Origin of the sequence: Verrucosispora sp. WMMC514 (assembly GCF_027497295.1) — a bacterium.
In the GTDB taxonomy this organism is placed as follows: Bacteria; Actinomycetota; Actinomycetes; order Mycobacteriales; family Micromonosporaceae; genus Micromonospora; species Micromonospora palythoicola.
The window spans coordinates 3,985,971-4,006,638 of the sequence record NZ_CP114906.1; the positions used below are offsets into that span (position 1 = coordinate 3,985,971).

Genomic DNA, 20,668 nt, shown 5'->3' on the forward strand with positions numbered 1-20,668 from the left:
TCCGGACACGGGCGTCGCGCCGTGTCCCAACAGATGCACACCCGATCCCCACAGCGGGCGTCGATCCGGCAGAGTTGAGGGCGTGCACACACCCCCGGCCATGATCGGCGCCGCGGTGCTGAGCGCGCTGATCGCCCTGACGGCCGGCGTGCTGCTCGCCGCCGCCGTCCGGCGCCGGGCCGCGCCGCATCGTCCGGCGTACGCGGTGCTGGCCGTCGGCGGCGCGTTCGCGGCGATGACCGTGCTGGTCGGTGCGGCTGTCGCGGTGACCGCGAGCGAGCACTGGGCGCACGAGCAGCAGCATCGCAGCACGTGGGCCACGCTGGTGGCGCTCGGCACGGCCACCGGCGGCCTGCTGTTCTGTTTCGGTCTGCTCCGGCTGCCCGGGGTGACCGGGTCGGTGCCCTCGGCGGCCCGGCTGGCGCTGGACGGCGTGATCGTGGGAGCCGCGCTGTGGTTCGTCGGCTGGGTGCTGTTCTCCGAGCCGACCCGGCTGCTCGGCGACGCGACGCCGACGGCCTGCCCGTCGATCCTGCTCGCCTCGGTCAGCGCGGCGTTGAGCGCCGGCCTGTCCGCGATCATGGTGCTCCGGGCGCCCGCCCCCCGACGGTGCCTGGCCGTGCTCGGCACCGGGATCACCGCCGCGTCGGTCGGTGGGCTGGGTGTCGCGGCCGGGCTCTGCCAGGCCGGGCCGGGTTTGGCGCTGACCGGCGCGGTGATCCTGGCCGTCGGGCTGTTGGTCGCGGCGGTGGCGGCGTACCGGATCGATCCGCCGGGCCACCTCGCCATCGACGTGATCCGTCGCGACGGCGAGTACGCCTTCGTGCCGATGGGCGCCATGGCCGCCTCGGCCATGTACCACCTCCTCCAGGACGGCCGGTTCGACGGGTTGGCCATCGCGGCCGGCAGCGTCGAGGGGTTCGCCCTGGTCGCCCGGCAGTACCTCACCCTGCACGACGTACGGGCCTACGCCCGCCGGCTGGCCGACCGGGAGGCGCACTTCCGGCAACTCGCGCACACCGACGCGCTCACCGGGCTGGCCAACCGTCGCGGCCTGCTGCGGGCCCTGCACCGCTGCGCGGAGGAACGGGTGCCGTGCGTGCTGCTCGGGTTGGACCTGGACGGCTTCAAGAACGTCAACGACATGCGGGGGCACGACGTCGGCGACGCCGTGCTCGCCGAGGTGGGCCGGCGGTTGCGGGGCAACCTGCGACCCGGTGATCTGGCCGCCCGGCTCGGTGGCGACGAGTTCGCGGTGCTCATGCACGGTGGCCCGGCGGGCGCTGGGGTGGTCGCGGAGCGACTGTTGCGGGTTCTCGGCGGCGCCTACGAGCAGCCCGAGGCACCCGTCTTCCTGTCGGTCAGCATCGGCCTGGCGGGTTGGGCCGACGAACCCGACGTCGAACTGCTGCTGCGGCACGCGGATCTGGCGCTGCGCTACGCCAAGCAACGCGGCAAGAACCGGATCGAACGCTACGACGGCGCGTACGACCGGCTGCTGCGCCGACGCACCACGCTCGAGCACGAGCTGCGCGGTGCGATCGAGCGGGACGAGTTGCGGCTGGTGTTCCAGCCGGTGGCCTCCCTGCCGTCGGTACGCCCGGTCGGCGCGGAGGCGCTGCTGCGCTGGCGTCACCCGGAGCTGGGCAACGTACGACCGGACGAGTTCATCCCCCTCGCCGAGGAGAGCGGGATGATCGCCAGGCTCGGTGCCTGGGTGCTGCACCAGGCCTGCTACCAGCTGTCCCGCTGGCTGGCCGAGGGTCACGACGTCTGGGTGTCGGTGAACGTCTCCCCGCGTGAGCTGCACGCCCCCGAGTACGTGGTGCAGGTCGCCGAGGCGCTGCGCGCCCATCACGTGCCGCCGCAGCGGCTGGTGCTGGAGGTCACCGAGCACGCGGTCGCCACCGACCTCGACGAGCTGATCCGGCGGCTGACCGCGCTGCGGCTGACCGGTGTGCGGATCGCCCTCGACGACTTCGGCGCCGGCTACTCCTCGCTCAATCAGCTCCGCCGGCTGCCGATCGACATTCTCAAGATCGATCACGGACTGGTGGCGGAGCACGAGCCGGTGCAGCCGGAAGGGCGCGACGGTCCGGCCTTCGCCCCGATGGTCGACATCGTGATGCGGTTGGGCCACCAGTTCGGCCTGGAGGTGATCGCCGAGGGGGTGACCACTCCCACGGAGCTGGCCGCCGTGGTGGCCGCCGGTTGCCGGTTCGGCCAGGGTGCGTTGTTCGGCTGGGGCGTACCGGCGGAGCACCTGGAGGCGATGCTGGACGCGGCGACGTCGCCGGGTGCCCGCCCGGCCCGTCCGGCGGTTGCCGGCACTACGGTTCCGCGACCCGTCGGGCCGCCCGTCCAGCGGCGCGGCGAAGGCGTCACCGGGCAGGTCACGCCCGGTCCGATCGGCGCGCCGAACGGCGACGCGCCGCGGTCCGTGAACCAAAATGTGGGATCAGTTGACTCATCGCATGAGATGCGTCAGTCTTGAGCCCATGTCGTCGTACCGGTCGCTGCGAGTACTTACCTGAGCGCACTCTCCCTGACTGAGAGTGCGCTGGCCCCGTGCATCTGGCACGTGGGCCTTTTTCTTGCCGTCGAACCAATCGAACGCCGGCCTCGTCCGCGTTCCACAGTGTGAGCAGCCCCACCCACTTCAGCCGAAGGCCAACCGTCATGACGAGACCCACGCCCGAGACGCTCGCCCACTCCGCCCGGCGCGCCCGCACCGCCGCCGAGGCACCGGGTGACGCCGACCACACCCGCGCCGCCTCGCCGGCCGTCCCGGCGGCCCGTCCCGCCCCGGCCCAGGTGTCCGGCGCCGGCTCGCTGGTGCGCTCCCTGGAGGCACTCGGCGTAGACGTCGTCTTCGGCATCCCGGGCGGCGCGATCCTGCCGGCGTACGACCCGCTCTACGACTCGACCGTGCGGCACATCCTGGTCCGGCACGAGCAGGGCGCCGGTCATGCCGCCACCGGTTACGCCCAGGCCACCGGCCGGGTCGGGGTGTGCATCGCCACCTCCGGTCCGGGCGCGACGAACCTGGTCACCCCGATCGCCGACGCGTACATGGACTCGGTGCCGCTGGTGGCGATCACCGGTCAGGTGGCCCGCCCGTCGATCGGCACGGACGCCTTCCAGGAGGCGGACATCCAGGGCATCACCCTGCCGATCACCAAGCACAACTTCCTGGTGCAGGACGCCGGCGAGATTCCCCGGGTGCTGGCCGAGGCGTTCCACCTGGCCTCGACCGGGCGTCCCGGCCCGGTCCTGGTGGACATCCCCAAGGACGTCCTCCAGGCGTCGACGACCTTCGCCTGGCCGCCCACCCTGGACCTGCCCGGCTACCGGCCCACCCTGCACCCGCACGGCAAGCAGATCCGCGAGGCGGCACGCTTGATCAGCGCCGCCCGCCGGCCGGTGCTCTACGTCGGCGGTGGCGTGCTCAAGGCCGGTGCCACCGAGGGTCTGCGCAAGCTGGCCGAGCTGACCGGCATCCCGGTGATCACCACGCTGATGGCGCTCGGCGCGTTCCCCGACTCGCACCGGCAGCACCTGGGCATGCCGGGCATGCACGGCACCGTCGCCGCGGTCTACGGGCTGCAGAAGGCGGACCTGATCGTGGCGCTGGGCGCCCGGTTCGACGACCGGGTCACCGGAAAGCTGGACTCGTTCGCGCCGGACGCCACGGTGGTGCACGCCGACATCGACCCGGCGGAGATCGGCAAGAACCGGCACGCGGACGTGCCGATCGTCGGCGACGCCCGGCACGTCATCGACGAGCTGCTGGCGGCGGTCACCGCCGAGCGCGCTGCGGGCCGTGGCACCGACCTCAGTGACTGGTGGGCGCAGCTCGACGACCTGCGCGAGCGCTACCCGCTGGGCTACGAGGAGCCGTCCGACGGCACCCTCTCCCCGCAGTACGTGATCAAGCGACTGGGGGAGATCGCCGGACCGGACACGATCTACGTCGCGGGCGTCGGCCAGCACCAGATGTGGGCCTCCCAGTTCATCTCGTACGAGAAGCCGCAGACCTGGCTCAACTCCGGCGGACTCGGCACCATGGGCTACGCGGTGCCGGCGGCGATGGGCGCCAAGGTGGGCCGTCCGGACACGGTGGTCTGGGCCATCGACGGCGACGGTTGCTTCCAGATGACCAACCAGGAGCTGGCCACCTGCGCCCTGGAGGGCATCCCCGTCAAGATCGCGGTCATCAACAACGGCAACCTCGGCATGGTCCGGCAGTGGCAGACGCTGTTCTACGACGAGCGCTACTCCAACACCGACCTCGGCACCCACAAGCACCGCATTCCGGACTTCGTCAAGCTGGCCGAGGCGCTCGGCTGCGTCGGGCTGCGCTGCGAGACCGCCGAGGACGTGGACCGGACCATCGAGATGGCCATGTCCATCAACGACCGACCGGTGGTGATCGACTTCGTGGTCGGCAAGGACGCCATGGTCTGGCCGATGGTCCCGGCCGGCACCAGCAACGACGAGATCATGTTCGCCCGTGGCGTTCGCCCGGCCTTCGACGAGGACGATATTTAATGACCATCCACACCCTCTCCGTCCTGGTGGAGAACAAGCCCGGCGTGCTCGCCCGGGTCTCCGGGCTGTTCTCCCGGCGCGGCTTCAACATCGACAGTCTGGCGGTCGGCGAGACCGAGAACCCGGACGTCTCGCGGATCACCATCGTGGTCAACGCGGAGTCCTCGCCGCTGGAGCAGGTCACCAAGCAGCTCAACAAGCTGGTGAACGTACTGAAGATCGTCGAGTTGGATCCGGGCACCTCGGTGGCCCGCGAACTGCTGCTGGTCAAGGTGCGCGCGGACCGCAACGCCCGGGGCCAGGTCCTGGAGACGGTCAACCTGTTCCGGGCCCGGGTGGTCGACGTGGCCGCCGACACCCTCACCGTCGAGGCGACCGGCACCCCGGACAAGCTCGACGCGCTGCTGCGCGACCTTGAGCCTTTCGGCATCAAGGAGATGGTCCAGTCGGGTGTGGTGGCGATCGGGCGCGGCTCGCGTGCGATCACCGCCGGCCCGGCCCTGCGGGCCGCCTGACCCACCACGGCCCGGGTCCGGGTGACCGGGGCCGGCCACCAGCCACGACGGGCCGCTGCGGCCGCCGTACGAAAGGGAAGTCATGAGCGTTGAGGTGTACTACGACGACGACGCCGACCTGGGCCTGATCCAGGCGAAGAAGGTCGCCGTGATCGGGTACGGCAGCCAGGGCCACGCCCACGCGTTGTCGCTGCGCGACTCCGGTGTCGACGTGGTGATCGGTCTGCCGGAGGGCTCGAAGAGCCGGCCGAAGGCCGAGGAGCAGGGGCTGCGGGTGCTCACCCCGGCCGAGGCGGCGGCCGAGGCCGACGTGATCATGATCCTCGCGCCGGACACCGCGCAGCGTCACATCTACGCCGAGTCGATCGCGCCGAACCTCAGCGCCGGCAAGGCGCTGTTCTTCGGCCACGGGTTCAACATCCGGTACGGGCTGATCAAGCCGCCGGCCGGGGTGGACGTGGCGATGGTCGCCCCGAAGGGTCCCGGTCACCTGGTCCGCCGGCAGTACGTCGACGGCAAGGGCGTGCCCTGCCTGGTCGCCGTGGAGCAGGACGGTAGCGGCGACGCGTTCGCGTTGGCCCTGTCGTACGCCAAGGGCATCGGTGGCACCCGGGCCGGCGCGATCAAGACCACCTTCACCGAGGAGACCGAGACCGACCTCTTCGGCGAGCAGGCGGTGCTCTGCGGCGGCGCGGCGGCGCTGGTGCAGACCGGTTTCGAGGTGCTCACCGAGGCCGGTTACGCCCCCGAGGTGGCCTACTTCGAGTGCCTGCACGAGCTGAAGCTGATCGTGGACCTGATGTACGAGGGCGGTATCGCCCGGATGCGCTACAGCGTCTCCGACACCGCCGAGTACGGCGACCTCTCCCGCGGCCCCCGGGTCATCGACGGCCGGGTCAAGGAGGAGATGCGCAAGATCCTCACCGAGATCCAGAACGGTGAGTTCGCCCGCGAGTGGGTGGCCGAGGACGAGGCCGGGCGACCCAACTACAACAAGTGGCGGACCGAGGGCGCGGCGCACCCGATCGAGGAGACCGGCGCGAAGCTGCGCGGCATGATGAGCTGGGTGGACCGGCCGATCACCGAGACCGCCTGAGCGTCCTTCCCAGCGGCACCCGACCCCGGCGTTCTCCCCGACGCCGGGGCCGGGTGCCGTACTGTCTCCGCCTGGCAAACGATCGTTAACACGCACGTCACGTCCGGTTTGTGAGGGCACTCACCCCACACTCCGGCGCGCCCCGGGCGGCCCGCACCCTACGATCGCGGGTAGGTGCTCCAGGCGGCACCTGACGGCCATGGCCCGGGAGCGCGCCGGGCGCAGCGCAGCGCCCAGCCCCCGGCCGACCGCTCTGACGACATCTACGAGGACCAATGACTCCTGTCGTACTGATCGCCGAAGAACTCGCCCCCGCCGCCATCGAGGTGCTCGCCCACGACTTCGACGTCCGGCACGTGGACGGCACCGACCGCCCGGCCCTGCTCTCGGCGCTCTCCGAGGCCGACGCCGTCATCGTCCGCAGCGCCACCCAGATCGACGCCGAGGCGATCGCCGCCGCCCCCCGACTCAAGGTCGTGGCCCGGGCCGGTGTCGGCCTGGACAACGTCGAGGTGCCGGCCGCCACCGCGCGGGGGGTCATGGTCGTCAACGCACCCACCTCCAACATCGTCTCCGCCGCCGAGCAGGCCGTCGCGCTGCTGCTCGCGGTCGCCCGCAACACCGCCAGCGCCAGCGCAGCGCTGAAGGCGGGGGAGTGGAAGCGCTCGAAGTACACCGGCGTGGAGTTGCAGGGCAAGACCGTCGGCGTGGTCGGCCTCGGCCGCATCGGCGTGCTCTTCGCCTCCCGGATCGCCGCCTTCGGCACCCGGCTCATCGCGTACGACCCGTACATCCAGCCGGCCCGTGCCGCGCAGCTCGGCGTACGGCTGGTCGGGCTGGAGGAGTTGCTGCGGGAGAGCGACTTCATCTCGATCCACCTGCCGAAGACCCCCGAGACCGTGGGCCTGATCGGGGAGAAGGAGCTGTCAATCGTCAAGCCGGGCGTACGCATCGTCAACGCCGCCCGGGGCGGCCTGATCGACGAGCAGGCCCTCGCCGACGCGCTCGCCGAGGGTCGGGTCGCCGGCGCCGGGGTGGACGTCTACGCCAAGGAGCCGTGCACCTCCTCGCCGCTGTTCGCCTTCGACAACGTGGTGGCGACTCCGCACCTGGGGGCCTCCACCGCCGAGGCGCAGGACAAGGCGGGCCTCGCGGTCGCCAAGAGCGTGAAGCTCGCCCTGCAGGGCGAGTTCGTGCCGGACGCGGTGAACGTGCAGGCCGGCGGCGTGGTCGCCGAGGACGTCCGGCCGTTGCTGCCGCTCGCCGAGAAGCTCGGCCGCGCGTTCACCGCGGTGGCCGGCGGGATCGCCGCCAGCGTCACCGTCGAGGTGCGCGGTGAGATCGTCGACCACGACGTGTCGGTGCTCAAGCTCGCCGCCACCAAGGGCCTGTTCAGCTCGGTGGTCGAGGAGCAGGTGACCTACGTCAACGCTCCGCACCTGGCCGCGCAGCGCGGTGTCGAGGTGTCGCTGAACACCCAGACCGAGACCGTCGACCACCCGGTTCTGGTGACCGTGCGTGGCGCGCTGCCCGACGGTCGTACGGTGAGTGTCTCCGGCACCGTCGCGCAGGCCGGCACCCGCGACGTCATCAAGCTGACCGAGGTGGACGGCTTCGACGTGGAGATCGGCGCCGAGGGCATCCTGCTCTTCCTCCGCTACGCCGACCGCCCGGGCGTGGTCGGCACCGTCGGCACCCTGCTCGGTCAGGCCGGCATCAACATCGCGGCGATGCAGGTGGCTCGCCGGGAGGCCGGCGGTGAGACGCTGATGACCCTCACCGTGGACCAGGCGCTCGGTGCCGACCTGCTCACCTCGGTCGCGGACTCGATCGGCGCGACGTCGGCCAGCGCCGCCGACCTGCGCGACGAGTAGCTCGCCACCGGCACGCCACGACGGGGCCCGGCCATCGGCCGGGCCCCTCGTCGTCCGGTCACCGAGCCGGCATCGGTCGGAGCATCGCGTCCGCCCGCGTGTCGGTCCCGTCACCCGGCACCGGCGGGCCGGTCAGCCGGGCAGCCGGACCCCGGGCGGCGGGTAGACCGAACCGTCCTGGGCGTCGAACAGCATCAGCCGGTGTTCGCCGGCCAACCGCTCGATGTCGAGCAGCACCTGGTCCGGGCAGGCGGGGTCCAGGTTCAGCTCGATGTGGTCGGCCGCCTTGTGCAGCGGTGCGACCGCCCAGGGAGTGTTCGGGCCGGCCGGCTGGTCGGGGTAGCTGGCGGTGATCGCCCGGTAGAAGCCCACGCATCGTGGGTCCGGCTGACGCTGGTGGTGCCGGCCGCTACGGCACTGCTGCACCGCCGCTCGTACGTCCTCGGGCGTCGCCCCGTCCGCCAGGGCCCACACGCTCAGATCGAAACTCACGGCGGACAGCGTGCCATCTGCGGTTCACCTTGTCGAAAACGACCCTGCCGCAGGCGAACGCCTGGGGGTACCGGCATTGCGCAGATGCTCCCCTGTGGAACCCTTGCCGCGAAACGCGTCAATTCGATAACGTACCGGTGCGGTCACCTGCCGAGCATGTGGCGCCGGCCCGTCTTCGGGTGGCGAGGTCGACGCCCGGCCGAGCGGCCCGCACCCCTCGATTGCGCGAGCCACGCGCACTCGTCGCCGACCGGCCTCCACGGTCGTTGCCGCGACCGTGGAGGCCGATCGCTGTTTCTACGCCCTGCTTCCCCTCGCCCCTGGGGGGATCGCGCGGTTCAGCGCTCGGCGGCGAAGAGCACCCGGTAGTCCGACCCGGGGCGGAACCAGGCAAGCCCCGCCGGCCCGGCGGCGTACAGGGCGGTGGCGTAGGCGTCGGCGACCGCGAGGTCGGGCCCGACCACGGTGGCGGCGACCAACTGCCCGGCCGGCTCGCCGGTGTGCGGGTCCACCACGTGGCCCTGCCGTCCGGTCACCCCGGAGGTGCCGACCGCACCGGCCGTCATCTCCAGCAGCAGCGGGGCCCGGCTCCGGTCGGTGGGGTGGTGCACCGCGATCCGCCACGGGCCACCGTGTCCGGCCTGGCCGCGTACCACCAGGTCGGCGCCGGTGAGCACGGCGTAGTCGTGGATGCCGGCGTCGCGCAACCGGGCCGCGGCCCGCTCGACCGCCCATCCGCCGAGCAGGCCACCCGGGTCGAAGCCGCCGGGCACCGCCCAGGCGTCGAACCAGCCGTCGGTGGCCGCGCGCATCGCGGCGCAGCGGTCCACCAGGTCGCGCAGCGGCGGGTACGACTCGGGACCGATCTCACCCCGGCGCAGCCGGGACACCAGGCTCTCCGGGCGGTTCGGGCCGTAGGTCAGGTCGATCGCCCGCAGTTCGGCGACCGCGTCGCGCAGCGCCGCGCCGGTGCCGCGTCGGCCCAACCACTCGGGAGCGTTCAGCAGCAGGGTGTAGGCAGCCGTCGAGGTGCGAACGGTGTGCCGGACGGCGATCCGGTCGCCGGCCACCAGATCGGTGCGGTCCGGCCGTTCCTCCCGGGCGCCCAGTCGCAGGTCGGGCCGGCGGAGGCGGAAGACCGCCGGATCGACCCAGCGGGTTCGTGGTTGCTCGTCGGTCCACATCGCGTCCGCCCTCTCCTCGGCGCGTGCCGCCCCGTCGCGGCGCTCGCCCGGGCCCACGCCCGTCACGCTCACGATCACGCTAGACAGCGGAGATGACCGAGCCATGAATGCCGCCTGGGAAGCTGCTGTGCGTCACCAATTTCCCGAAAGGTGGAACACTCGTACCGGGGGGCGGGACGGCGGCGTACCGTCGAGCCATTCGAGCTAAGGAGCTGACGGACGTGGCACGGATCGCGGTGGTGGCCGGGGACGGCATCGGCCCCGAGGTGGTCGCGGAGGCCCGCAAGGTCGTCGACGCGGTGCTGCCCGGTGTCGAGGTGACCGAGTACGACCTCGGTGCGGCACGTTACCACCGCACCGGCGAGGTGCTGCCCGACTCGGTGCTCGGCGAGCTGGCCGGGCACGACGCGATCCTGCTCGGCGCGGTCGGCGACCCGACCGTGCCGCCCGGCGTGCTGGAGCGCGGTCTGCTGCTGAAGCTGCGCTTCGCCTTCGACCAGTACGTCAATCTGCGCCCGTCGCGGCTCTGGCCGGGAGTGACAAGTCCGCTCGCGGCGGTCAAGCCGGGCGAGGTCGACCTGGTGGTCGTCCGGGAGGGCACCGAGGGCCTGTACGCCGGCGCCGGCGGCTCGCTGCACCGGGGCACCCCCGCCGAGATCGCCACCGAGGAGAGCCTGAACACCCGGCACGGTGTCGAGCGGGTGATCCGGGACGCCTTCGCCCGCGCCGCCCGGCGCGAGCGGCGCAAGGTGACGCTCGTGCACAAGACGAACGTGCTCACCCACGCCGGCTCTCTGTGGTCGCGCACCTTCGACACGGTCGCCGCCGAGCACCCCGACATCGCCACCGAGTACCAGCACGTCGACGCCGCGGCGATGTTCCTGGTCACCCAGCCACAGCGGTACGACGTGGTGGTCACCGACAACCTCTTCGGCGACATCCTGACCGACATCGCCGCCGCGGTGACCGGTGGTATCGGGTTGGCCGCCAGCGGCTGCATCAACCCCGACGGGGCGTACCCGTCGATGTTCGAGCCGGTGCACGGCTCCGCCCCGGACATCGCCGGCCGTGGCGTCGCCGACCCGGTCGCCGCCGTGCTGTCGGCGGCGCTGCTGCTCGATCAGCTCGGGCACGCCGACGCCGCCGCCCGGATCACCGCCGCGGTCAGCGCGGAACTGGCCGCCCGCAGCCCCGAGGCGGTCGTACGCACCGCCGAGGTGGGGGACCGGATCGCGGCGCAGGCCGCCGGCTGAACCGTTCCCGTCCCACCGGCCACGGCCACCTCACCGCTTCGGCGGAACCAGGGTGGCGGTGGCGACTCGCCGGTGGTGTGCCACCTGTCCACCGGTGGACCTATCCGCTGAACGACCGTTCGGGGTAGGTTTCTGGCACAACCATGTTTCCGGCGTGCGGTCGGCGCATGCCGTCGTCCCCAGGGAGGTCAGCGCGATGAGCGGTGGTGACAAGATCGATTTCGAGATCCGTCCGAACCCCGCACCGGTATCCGCCACCGACCGGGCTGCGCTGCTGGCAAACCCCGGGTTCGGCCGGGTGTTCACCGACCACATGGTCACCATCCGCTACGCCGACGGCAAGGGCTGGTACGACGCCCGGGTCGAGGCCCGCGCACCGATCCCGATGGATCCCGCCAGCGCGGTGCTGCACTACGCGCAGGAGATCTTCGAGGGCATGAAGGCGTACCGGGCCGCCGACGGTGGAGTGACGATGTTCCGCCCGTACGCCAACGCGGCCCGGTTCAACACCTCCGCCGCCCGGATGGCCATGCCGGCGTTGCCGGAACAGACCTTCGTGGACTCGCTGCACCGGCTGATCGAGATCGACCGGGAGTGGATTCCCGACGGCGACGACGGCGGCAGCCTCTACCTGCGGCCGTTCATGTTCGCCAGCGAGGTCTTCCTCGGCGTCCGCCCGGCAAACGAGTACCTCTACTCGGTGATCGCCTCGCCCGTCGGCGCGTACTTCTCCGGCGGGGTCAAGCCGGTGACGGTCTGGGTCTCGCCCGACTACACCCGCGCCGCGCCCGGCGGTACCGGCGCGGCCAAGTGCGGCGGCAACTACGCCGCCTCGCTGGCCGCCCAGGCCGAGGCCCTCGAACACGGCTGCGACCAGGTGGTCTTCCTCGACGCCGTGGAGCGTCGATTCGTCGACGAACTGGGCGGCATGAACGTCTTCTTCGTCTACGACGACGGGTCGATCGCCACGCCGCCGCTGACCGGCACGATCCTGCCCGGCATCACCCGCGAGTCGGTGCTCACCCTGGCCTCGGCGGCCGGTCACCGGGTCGAGGAGCGGCCGGTGACCTTCGACGACTGGCGGTCTGACGCCGCCAGCGGCCGACTCCGCGAGGTCTTCGCCTGCGGCACCGCTGCGGTGATCACCCCGATCGGGCAGGTGCGTTTCCCGGACGGGGAGTTCACCGTCGCCGGCGGAGAGCCGGGCACCGTCACCATGGCGCTACGCCAACAGCTGGTGGACCTCCAGCGGGGCAAGGCCGAGGACCCGCACAACTGGGTCCACCGCGTCTTCTGAGCGGTTCGTCGGGGCCCCGTCGTCACGCCGAGCGTGGCGCGGGGCCCCTGCACCGTCCTGCCGTGCTCATGAAGCTCGCGCGGGCACGGTCTGGGACAACCCGGCCTAGGTCAGCAGGTGGTCACGCAGGGCGGCGAGCTGCTCGTCGGTGACCCCGGCATGCCGCAGGTAGTCGTCGACCGAGCCGTGCCCCTCCCGGATCTCGGCCAGGAAGAGCAGCATCGTCTCGGCTGGTGAGGACAGGTACGGCACGGGCAGCTCGGGCACCTCGGGATGGGCGGTGGCCACCCAGGCGGCGAAGCGCTGCGACGCCTCGGTGCTCAGCGCGTAGTCCGCCGCGATCTCGGCGTCCTCGACGCCGAGCACCGCGAGGGTCAGGCCGCAGACGATGCCGGTGCGATCCTTGCCCGCGACGCAGTGCACCACCACCGGCGCGTTCGCGCTGTCGGCGATCAGGCCGATCGCCTCGGCGAGACCGGCGGTGCCGGTGCGGGCCAGATCGGCGTACCGGTCGGCGAGGTAGCGGGCCAGATCGGTGTCAGGCTGGTACGGTCGCTCCTCCCAGTGCGCGTGCTCCGGGTGGATGTGCCGGTAGGTGAGGCCGTCGAAGTCGGGGACCCGGCCGTATCGCTCGACCTCCTGCGGGCGGCGCAGGTCGACCACGGTCCGGACGCCGAGCGCGGCGAACGCCTCCCGGTCGGCCTCATCCATCCCGTGCAGCGAGTCGGAGCGGTAGAGCCGTCCGGTGCGGACGGCACGCCCGTCCAGGCCGCGGTAGCCGCCCACGTCCCGGAAGTTGAACATCCTGGTGAAGGGGATCATCCTGCGAGTCTGCTCAATGGCGTCCATCCGGACACGGTAACGGCCGGTGGAACAGCGTCCCACCGGCCGTCACGTCGTCAGGTGTCCTACCGGAGCGGGCCACCGGGCGGCATGGCGCTGTACGTGTCGTTGTAGTAGCCGCCGAGCTTGTCCCGGTAGGCCGGGTCGGTGGCCGTCTCGTCGTACTCCGGCGCGGCCTTGATCTGGTCCTTGGTGCGGTCGACGAAGACCTTCTGCTCCTCGTGGTCGACGTGGTTCACCGTGCCGGCCGGGAGCATCACCTTCTTGCCGAAGATCCACGGTCCGGTGTCCACGACCAGGTAGCTGGCGTTGACCTCGGTGCTGTCACTGTCGATCTTGCCGATCGAGCCGTCGCTGGCCTCCACCTTGTAGCCGACCAGGTTCGCGCCGGCCACCCCGGCCTCGTCCCGGTAGCTCCAGGGGTCGAAGGCACCGGCGGGCGGGCCGCCCGCGACGACGCTCTGGTCGACGGCACGCAGCTCCGGGTCGGGCGTGGTGTGCGTGGTGTTGGGGTCGAGCCTGTCCATGGGATTCTCCTGCCCCGGTCCTCGGTCGGACCGTCTCGGAGGAACGTGTTTCGTTGTCCCGAAAACTCCTACCCGGGCACGAGCGCTCTACACCAGGAAAACCATCCGGCACAGCCACCACCCGTTGTCCCGAGATGTGGATTGTGCCTCCCAGAAGCGTCCTGGAGGTGGCAGAGTACCGGGCGTGACCAGCACCGCCCGCATTATTGGCAACTAGCGCGCCGGCCTTCCCCTCGCCGAGCGCGCAGACCTCCCGCAGCCGCGGGGGGTCTTTTTGTTGCGCCGGCCGGTGCCTGACGAAGGGATCACCATGACGTTTCAGGTCTACGACACCACGCTGCGCGACGGCGCCCAGCGCGAGGGGCTCAGCTACTCGGTGGTCGACAAGCTCGCCGTGGCGCGGCTGCTCGACGAGTTCGGTGTCGGGTTCATCGAGGGCGGCTGGCCGGGCGCGGTGCCGAAGGACACCGAGTTCTTCCGCCGGGCGCGCGCCGAACTCGACCTCCGGCACGCGGTGCTGGTCGCCTTCGGCGCCACCCGCCGGGCCGGCACGGTGGCCGCGGACGATCCGCAGGTGCGTGGCCTGCTCGACGCGCAGACCCCGGCGGTCGCCCTGGTCGCCAAGGCCGACCTGCGGCACGTCGAGCGGGCGTTGCGCACGACCGCCAAGGAGAACCTGGCGATGATCCACGACACGGTGGCCCACCTGGTCGCCGAGGGACGTCGGGTCTTCGTCGACGGTGAGCACACCTTCGACGGTTACCGGCACGATCCGGCGTACACCGCGTCGGTGGTGGAGACGGCCCTCTCGGCGGGCGCCGAGCGGTTCGTGCTCTGCGACACCAACGGCGGGATGCTGCCGTCCCAGGTGACCGCCACCATCGTCGACCTCACCGACCGGATCGGCGTCGCGCCGGAGCTGCTCGGCATGCACGCCCAGAACGACACCGCCTGCGCGGTGGCCAACACCATCGCCGCCGTGGAGGCCGGGGTCCGGCACGTGCAGGGCACCGCCAACGGGTACGGCGAGCGGCCGGGCAACGCCGACATCTTCGCGGTCGTCGCGAACCTCCAACTCAAGCTCGGGCTGCCGGTCCTACCGGAGGGCTGCCTGGAGCAGATGGTGCGGGTCTCCCACGCCATCGCCGAGATCGCCAACATCGCCCCCGACACCCACCAGGCGTACGCCGGGGCCGCCGCCTTCGCCCACAAGGCGGGGTTGCACGCGAGTGCGATCAAGGTGGATCCGCTGCTCTACAACCACGTGGAGCCCGAGGTGGTCGGCAACGACATGCGGATCCTGGTCACCGAGATGGCCGGCCGGGCCAGCATCGAGCTGAAGAGCCGCGAGCTGGGGCTGGAACTGGCCGGCCATCCGGAGACCCTGTCCCGGGTCACCAACCGGGTCAAGGAGCTGGAGGCCGGCGGGTGGTCCTTCGAGGCCGCCGACGCCTCGTTCGAGCTGCTGGTCCGCTCCGAGCTGCCGGACGCCGCGCCGGTGCGGCCCTTCGCGCTGGAGTCGTACCGGGTGCTGGTCGAGCACCGCGAGGACGGCTCGGTCGTCTCCGAGGCAACCGTCAAGATCCGGGTACGCGGGGAACGGGTGATCGCCACGGCCGAGGGCAACGGTCCGGTGAACGCGTTGGACGAGGCGCTGCGGGTCGGTCTCGGCCGTCACTACCCCGAGTTGCGGGACTTCGAGCTGGCCGACTACAAGGTGCGGATCCTGGAGGGCAGCCACGGCACCGGCGCGGTGACCCGGGTGCTCGTCGAGACGGCCGACGGGCGGGGCGGTGGCTGGACCACCGTCGGCGTACACCCCAACGTGGTCGAGGCGAGCTGGCACGCCCTGGTCGACGCGCTCACCTACGGCCTGGACCGCGCCCGGGTCTGACCTCTGGGGCCCCGTGGCCTACCGGCTCTCCGCCGCGGGTAGGCGCAGCTCGGCGAGGATCATCCGGTGGTCGCTGCCGGGTAGCGGGTGGACCGTCACGTCCCGTACGGCGATGCGCCGGTCCACCAGCACATGGTCGATCACCACGGGCGGGATGAGGTCCCCGTCGTACGGTCCCCAGGTGCCGGTGAGCCCGGCACCGACCGAGGCGGCGGCGTCCACGTAGCCGGTGTCGAGCAGGGTGCGCAGCGGACCGTGGTCGAGGGTGGCGTTGAAGTCTCCGGCGAGGATGCTCAACGGTCCGTCGGGGGTGGCCGCCGGCTGGGCAGCCAGGTCGGCTCGCCAGGACTCCACCTGGTCGACCGCGTACGGGGCCGCCGGGTGCGCCGACTCGACGCGGACCGGGGGTGCGCCGGGCACCGTGACGGTGGCGTACGCCTGGGTGAAGCCCCAGGCGCCGCGCAGCTGTCGGATGCCGCCGTCGCTGAGCGGATGTCGGGCGTACAGGCCGGAGCCGGGGGTGCCGACGACCGGGTTGAGCTGCCGGTGCACCAGCACCATGTCCAGGCCGAGCCGATCCAGCTCGGCCTGGGCGGTCGGGGTGAACTCCTGCACGAGCAGCAGGTCGACCTGCCGGGCGCGGACCAGCTCCACCACCGCCGCCGGATCGGCGGCACCGGCGAGCAGGTTGGCGGTGAGCACCCGCACGGTCGGTCCGGCAGCGTCCGGCTGCGGCGCGGGCAGGGCGCGGGGTGCCACCAGCGCGACCAGGGCGAGGGTGGTCAGCGCCGCCACGATCGCCGGGGCCCGGCGGCGCAGGGCGAGCGCGAGGACCAGCGGGGCCAGGCTCGCGATCGTCACGTACGGCGTGAAGGCCAACGCCTGCACCAACGGCCCCCGGTCCAGACCGATCGACCGCACCAGCACCCAGCCGACACCCGGCGCGACGGCCAACCAGCAGAGCAGGCCGACCCGGGACGGCCGCCAGGCCCGGTGGCCGATGGTGATCTCCACGGCAGGCAGGCTACTGAATCTCGCCCGGTGTGCACCGCCCGGCCGCGAAAGCCCGAGCCGGCCGGATCCCGTACGGCAGCTCGACAAAGTTCCGAGAGACGATTTCATGAATTGCGCACGGCTTCACTTTCGCAATTTATGGCCTTGATCCGACAACTCGCCGACGGCATTGTCACTATTGACCCTCGGCATTTTGCAGTGCTACGTTTCAGCTGCTCGGGAGGCTGCGCTCGGGCAGGAACTGCCAGCTCAGAGTGCATGTCAATGGGCCGGGTTGGATGCGTCTGCGGGTGCGCTCCCGGACGGGGTGCGCAGGCGGTGAGCGCTCATTGCCGCCCGACTCGAAAAAGGCAACAACCGCCCCGCGTGTCGCGGGTCGGCCGTATCTCCACGCCTGAAAAGGGAGTCCCGTCATGACCAGATTATTCCGACGCAAGACGGCCGCGGTGGCGATCGCGGCGCTGGCGCTGGCCCTGGCCGGCGGCGGAATCGCCGCGGCGAAGCCGACCACCGGTTCCGCCCAGCCCACCGCCCGCAGCGCCCAGCAGCCGGCCGTCACCACCGCCTCACTGAACAGCGCGAAGGCCACCCTCGCCAAGGGTGACGCGATGGGCACCCAGGCCGTCAGCGGCTTCTACGCCACGGCGGTCAACGCCAACGGCACCAAGGCCCGCGGCGACGGTGTCGTCATCAAGTACGGCGTCGGCGAGTACGAGGTGCAGTTCGGCAGCAACGTCACGAACGGCATCTACGTCGCGACGATCGGCCGGCCGGACTCGTGCTGCATCCCACCCGCCGGTGAAGTGTCGGTCGCGCGGCGACTGCTCACCCCGAACGCGGTCTTCATCCAGACCCGCAACTCCGCTGGCACCCCGGCCGACCTGCCGTTCTACCTCCTCGTGCACCGCTGATCGGTCCACTGTCACCGGCCTTCGTCCCAGGACGGAGGCCGGTGCCGGGCAAGTAGGGGCCCGCTCCTTCCCACTGTCCGGTAAGGGTGCCGATCACGTGGTCTGGGCGGCGGAGGGCCGGAAATTCCGACGTTTGTCCGCCGGTCGGCTCGGGAAGCAAGCACCGTGACGGACATCTCGGACACCATGGCCAGCCTGCCCAGCCCGGCCGATCCGGACGCGACCGCGGCGGAGTTGGACCAGACGCTCTTCGAGGTCAAACGCGTGATCGTCGGGCAGGACCGGCTCGTCGAACGCCTCCTGGTCGCACTGCTCGCCGACGGGCACTGCCTGCTGGAGGGCGTACCGGGAGTGGCCAAGACCCTCGCCGCACAGACCCTCGCGACGGTGGTCGGCGGCAGCTTCTCCCGTATCCAGTTCACCCCCGATCTCGTCCCCTCCGACATCGTCGGCACCCGGATCTACCGCGCCTCGAAGGAGAGCTTCGACGTCGAGCTGGGCCCGGTGATGGCGAACCTGGTGCTGGCGGACGAGATCAACCGCGCACCGGCCAAGGTGCAGTCGGCGTTGCTGGAGGCGATGGCCGAGCGCCAGGTGTCGATCGGCGGGCGCAGCCACCCGGTACCGGAGCCGTTCCTGGTGCTGGCCACCCAGAATCCCATCGAGTCGGAAGGGGTCTACCAGCTGCCGGAGGCGCAGCGGGACCGCTTCCTCATGAAGATCGTCGTCGACTATCCGGACGTCGCCGACGAGTTGGCCATCCTCTACCGGATGAGCGCCGACCGCCCCCGGGCGCACCGGGTGCTCGACCCGGAGCGGCTGCGCGAGTTCCAGCGTCAGGCCAGGCAGGTCTTCGTCCATCACGCCATCGCCGAGTACGTGGTTCGGCTCATCCTCGCCACCCGTGACCCCGGCCGGTTCGGGTTGCCGGAGATGGCCGGGCTGCTCGCCTACGGCGCCAGCCCACGCGCCACCCTCGGGCTGGTATCGGCCGCTCGCGCCCAGGCCCTGCTCCGGGGACGCGGCTACGTGCTGCCCGACGACGTCCGGGAACTCGCGGCGGACGTACTGGCCCATCGGCTGGTGCTCTCCTTCGACGCGGTCGCCGACGGGGTGAGCGCCGACCGGGTGGTCCACCGGCTGGTCGAGGCGGTACCGCCGCCCCGGGTGACCGCCGCCAGGCCGGCGTACGCGACCGACCTGGCAGTCGCCTGATGGGCCGCCGGAACCCCGTGCCGCCGGTGGCGGCGGACCCGGTGCTCACCGACCTCACCCCCGGCCAGCGGTTGCGGCGGCTGGAACTCACGGTGACCCGACGTCTCGACGGCCTGCTGCACGGCGAGCGGCACGGTCTGCTGCCCGGTCCCGGCAGCGAACCGGCGGGCAGCCGCGAGTACCGGCCGGGTGAGGACGAGGTACGCCGGATGGACTGGTCGGTGACGGCCCGCACCGCCGTGCCGCACGTGCGGGAGGTGGACGCCGACCGGGAGCTGACCACCTGGCTGCTCGTCGACGCCAGCCCCAGCATGGAGTACGGCACCGCCGAGCTGGACAAGCGGGAACTGGTCGTCGCCGCGGTCGCCACCGTCGGCTTCCTCACCGCCGGGCCCGGCAACCGGCTCGGCGCGCAGGTGCTCACGCCGTACGGGCTGCACCGGGTGCCGGCCCGGGGCGGGCGTACCCACCTGCTCGGGCTGCTGCGTGCGTTGCTGGCCGCGCCCCGGGCCGGCGACGACCCGGACGTCGGGCCCCGGACCGCGCCCGTCGCCGGGCTGGCCGACGCGCTGGCCGAGGTGCGCCGGGTCGCCCACCGGCGTGGTCTGGTGGTGGTGGTCTCCGACTTTCTCGACGGACTGCCCGACGACCCACGGTGTCCGGCCCGTTGGGAACGGGCGCTACGTCAGCTCGCGGTGCGCCACCAGGTGCTCGCGGTCGAGGTGACCGACCCTCGCGAGCTGGAACTGCCGGACGTCGGTCTGATCACCCTGGTCGACCCGGAGACCGGTGAACACCGCGAGGTGTGGACCGGCGACCGACACCTGCGCGAGCGTTACGCGGCGGCGGCTGCCGCCCAACGTGAGCAGGTCCGGGAGGCGCTGCGCCGGGCCGGTGCGACCCACCTGGCGCTACGCACCGACCGGGACTGGACCGTCGACATCGTCCGGCACGTGCACGCGCAACGCCGGTTGGTCGCCGCCGCGCCGGCACCGAACCGGGGAGGTGCGGCGTGATCTGGCAGTCACCTGTCCGGCTCTGGCTGTTGCTCGGTGTGCTCGCACTGGCGGCGGCGTACCTGGTGGCGCAGCGGCGCCGCAGCCGGTACGCGGTCCGCTTCACCAACCTGCGGCTGCTCGACCGGGTGGCGCCCCGGCGCCCGACCTGGCGTCGGCACCTGCCGGCCGGCCTCTTCCTGGCGATGCTGGCCCTGCTCGTGGTCGGTTTCGCCCGACCCACCGACGAGGTCCGGGTGCCCCGGGAACGCGCCACGGTGATGGTGGCGGTGGACGTCTCCACCTCGATGCTCGCCGGTGACGTCGAGCCGGATCGGCTCAGCGCGGCCAAGAGCGCCGCCCGGCGCTTCGCCGACGGCCTGCCCGGCGAGTTCAACGTGGGACTCGTCGCGTTCGCCGGTAGCGCGGCGGTGCTGGTGCCGCCGGGCACCGACCGGGAAGCGCTGCACGACGGGATCGAGCGGCTGGCCGAGGGCACGACGGGTGTGCAGGGCACCGCGATCGGCGAGGCGATCAGCACCTCGCTGGGCGCGGTGAAGGCGCTCGACGACAAGGCCACGACCGAGCCACCACCGGCCCGGATCATCCTGCTCTCCGACGGGGCGAACACCTCGGGCATGGATCCGGTGGAGGCCGCCGCCGAGGCGGTGGCCCTCGACGTGCCGGTGCACAGCATCTCGTTCGGTACGCCGGGTGGCTTCGTCGACCGGGGCGGTCGACCGATCCAGGTGCCGGTGGACGGGGAGACGCTGCGGGCCGTGGCCGAGCAGACCGGGGGCGGCTTCCACGAGGCCGGTACGAGCGCCGAACTGCGGGCCGTCTACGACGACATCGGCAGCTCGGTGGGTTGGCGCACGGTGCGGCAGGACGTCTCGGCCCGGTTCATCGGGCTCGGGCTGGTCTTCGCGATGGGCGCGGCGGCCGGCTCGATGCGCTGGTTCTCCCGCCTGCCCTGAGTTCCGACCGTCCGACCCGCGACGGCGGCC

At 72.0% G+C, this 20,668-nt stretch carries 17 protein-coding genes; 12 read left to right on the forward strand and 5 right to left on the reverse strand.

What is annotated here, in order from left to right; genetic code table 11:
• The first annotated feature begins 82 nt into the window (after positions 1-82).
• The 5 genes from O7597_RS18575 (at position 83) to serA (ending at position 8,036) form a co-directional block, all read left to right on the forward strand.
• A complete protein-coding gene (locus tag O7597_RS18575) occupies positions 83-2,494 on the forward strand; it encodes a bifunctional diguanylate cyclase/phosphodiesterase (protein ID WP_281580270.1) in 2,412 nt (803 codons plus the stop codon).
• A gap of 185 nt (positions 2,495-2,679) precedes the next feature.
• A complete protein-coding gene (locus O7597_RS18580; RefSeq protein ID WP_281580271.1) occupies positions 2,680-4,551 on the forward strand; it encodes an acetolactate synthase large subunit in 1,872 nt (623 codons plus the stop codon).
• Complete coding sequence (gene ilvN, locus O7597_RS18585; RefSeq protein WP_269739452.1) at positions 4,551-5,066, forward strand: acetolactate synthase small subunit; 516 nt, start codon at positions 4,551-4,553, stop codon at positions 5,064-5,066. Before O7597_RS18580 ends, ilvN begins: the two co-directional genes overlap by 1 nt.
• 82 nt (positions 5,067-5,148) lie before the next feature.
• The gene (gene ilvC / locus O7597_RS18590; protein ID WP_269739451.1) at positions 5,149-6,162 is read left to right on the forward strand and encodes a ketol-acid reductoisomerase; all 1,014 of its coding nucleotides are present in this window, start codon (positions 5,149-5,151) and stop codon (positions 6,160-6,162) included.
• Between the two features lie 275 nt (positions 6,163-6,437).
• The gene (gene serA, locus O7597_RS18595; RefSeq protein WP_269739450.1) at positions 6,438-8,036 is read left to right on the forward strand and encodes a phosphoglycerate dehydrogenase; all 1,599 of its coding nucleotides are present in this window, start codon (positions 6,438-6,440) and stop codon (positions 8,034-8,036) included.
• Between the two features lie 132 nt (positions 8,037-8,168).
• Here the strand turns inward: serA and O7597_RS18600 are convergent, their stop codons facing one another.
• Positions 8,169-8,528, reverse strand: a complete 360-nt coding sequence (locus tag O7597_RS18600) for a hypothetical protein (protein ID WP_216592606.1) — start codon at positions 8,526-8,528, stop codon at positions 8,169-8,171.
• Between the two features lie 338 nt (positions 8,529-8,866).
• Entirely contained in the window at positions 8,867-9,712 is an 846-nt protein-coding gene (locus O7597_RS18605) for an FAD:protein FMN transferase (RefSeq protein WP_269742622.1), read from the reverse strand.
• Positions 9,713-9,933: 221 nt separating this feature from the next.
• On the opposite strand from O7597_RS18605, the gene O7597_RS18610 reads away from it, so the two are divergent.
• Positions 9,934-10,965, forward strand: coding sequence for a 3-isopropylmalate dehydrogenase (locus O7597_RS18610; RefSeq protein WP_269739449.1), 1,032 nt, complete (start codon positions 9,934-9,936; stop codon positions 10,963-10,965).
• A gap of 196 nt (positions 10,966-11,161) precedes the next feature.
• Positions 11,162-12,262, forward strand: a complete 1,101-nt coding sequence (locus O7597_RS18615) for a branched-chain amino acid aminotransferase (protein WP_281580272.1) — start codon at positions 11,162-11,164, stop codon at positions 12,260-12,262.
• A 105-nt stretch (positions 12,263-12,367) separates the two neighbouring features.
• On the opposite strand, the gene O7597_RS18620 is transcribed toward O7597_RS18615, so the two are convergent.
• Both O7597_RS18620 and O7597_RS18625 read right to left on the reverse strand, forming a co-directional pair.
• Positions 12,368-13,111: a tyrosine-protein phosphatase gene (locus O7597_RS18620; RefSeq protein WP_281580273.1), complete on the reverse strand. Its 744-nt coding sequence runs from the start codon at positions 13,109-13,111 to the stop codon at positions 12,368-12,370.
• 59 nt (positions 13,112-13,170) lie between these two features.
• Positions 13,171-13,632: a PRC-barrel domain-containing protein gene (locus O7597_RS18625; protein WP_269739446.1), complete on the reverse strand. Its 462-nt coding sequence runs from the start codon at positions 13,630-13,632 to the stop codon at positions 13,171-13,173.
• Between the two features lie 310 nt (positions 13,633-13,942).
• Here O7597_RS18625 and cimA point away from each other — a divergent pair, with 310 nt between their 5' ends.
• Positions 13,943-15,526 (forward strand): citramalate synthase, encoded by a 1,584-nt coding sequence (cimA, locus tag O7597_RS18630; RefSeq protein ID WP_269739445.1) that lies wholly within the window; start codon positions 13,943-13,945, stop codon positions 15,524-15,526.
• A gap of 18 nt (positions 15,527-15,544) precedes the next feature.
• Here the strand turns inward: cimA and O7597_RS18635 are convergent, their stop codons facing one another.
• The gene (locus O7597_RS18635; protein WP_269742621.1) at positions 15,545-16,492 is read right to left on the reverse strand and encodes an endonuclease/exonuclease/phosphatase family protein; all 948 of its coding nucleotides are present in this window, start codon (positions 16,490-16,492) and stop codon (positions 15,545-15,547) included.
• Between the two features lie 461 nt (positions 16,493-16,953).
• On the opposite strand from O7597_RS18635, the gene O7597_RS18640 reads away from it, so the two are divergent.
• The 4 genes from O7597_RS18640 (at position 16,954) to O7597_RS18655 (ending at position 20,638) form a co-directional block, all read left to right on the forward strand.
• Positions 16,954-17,451, forward strand: coding sequence for a hypothetical protein (locus O7597_RS18640; protein ID WP_269739444.1), 498 nt, complete (start codon positions 16,954-16,956; stop codon positions 17,449-17,451).
• Positions 17,452-17,616: 165 nt separating this feature from the next.
• Complete coding sequence (locus O7597_RS18645; protein WP_269739443.1) at positions 17,617-18,666, forward strand: MoxR family ATPase; 1,050 nt, start codon at positions 17,617-17,619, stop codon at positions 18,664-18,666.
• A complete protein-coding gene (locus O7597_RS18650) occupies positions 18,666-19,682 on the forward strand; it encodes a DUF58 domain-containing protein (RefSeq protein WP_281580274.1) in 1,017 nt (338 codons plus the stop codon). Before O7597_RS18645 ends, O7597_RS18650 begins: the two co-directional genes overlap by 1 nt.
• Positions 19,679-20,638, forward strand: coding sequence for a VWA domain-containing protein (locus tag O7597_RS18655; protein ID WP_281580275.1), 960 nt, complete (start codon positions 19,679-19,681; stop codon positions 20,636-20,638). Before O7597_RS18650 ends, O7597_RS18655 begins: the two co-directional genes overlap by 4 nt.
• The last annotated feature ends 30 nt before the right edge of the window (positions 20,639-20,668 follow it).

Coding starts and splice junctions, on each gene's coding strand:
- O7597_RS18580 (WP_281580271.1), top strand. CDS start 2,680: ATGACGAGACCCACGCCCGAGACGCTCGCCCACTCCGCCCGGCGCGCC.
- ilvN (WP_269739452.1), top strand. CDS start 4,551: ATGACCATCCACACCCTCTCCGTCCTGGTGGAGAACAAGCCCGGCGTG.
- ilvC (WP_269739451.1), top strand. CDS start 5,149: ATGAGCGTTGAGGTGTACTACGACGACGACGCCGACCTGGGCCTGATC.
- serA (WP_269739450.1), top strand. CDS start 6,438: ATGACTCCTGTCGTACTGATCGCCGAAGAACTCGCCCCCGCCGCCATC.
- O7597_RS18605 (WP_269742622.1), bottom strand. CDS start 9,712: ATGTGGACCGACGAGCAACCACGAACCCGCTGGGTCGATCCGGCGGTC.
- O7597_RS18615 (WP_281580272.1), top strand. CDS start 11,162: ATGAGCGGTGGTGACAAGATCGATTTCGAGATCCGTCCGAACCCCGCA.
- O7597_RS18620 (WP_281580273.1), bottom strand. CDS start 13,111: ATGGACGCCATTGAGCAGACTCGCAGGATGATCCCCTTCACCAGGATG.
- O7597_RS18625 (WP_269739446.1), bottom strand. CDS start 13,632: ATGGACAGGCTCGACCCCAACACCACGCACACCACGCCCGACCCGGAG.
- cimA (WP_269739445.1), top strand. CDS start 13,943: ATGACGTTTCAGGTCTACGACACCACGCTGCGCGACGGCGCCCAGCGC.
- O7597_RS18640 (WP_269739444.1), top strand. CDS start 16,954: ATGACCAGATTATTCCGACGCAAGACGGCCGCGGTGGCGATCGCGGCG.
- O7597_RS18650 (WP_281580274.1), top strand. CDS start 18,666: ATGGGCCGCCGGAACCCCGTGCCGCCGGTGGCGGCGGACCCGGTGCTC.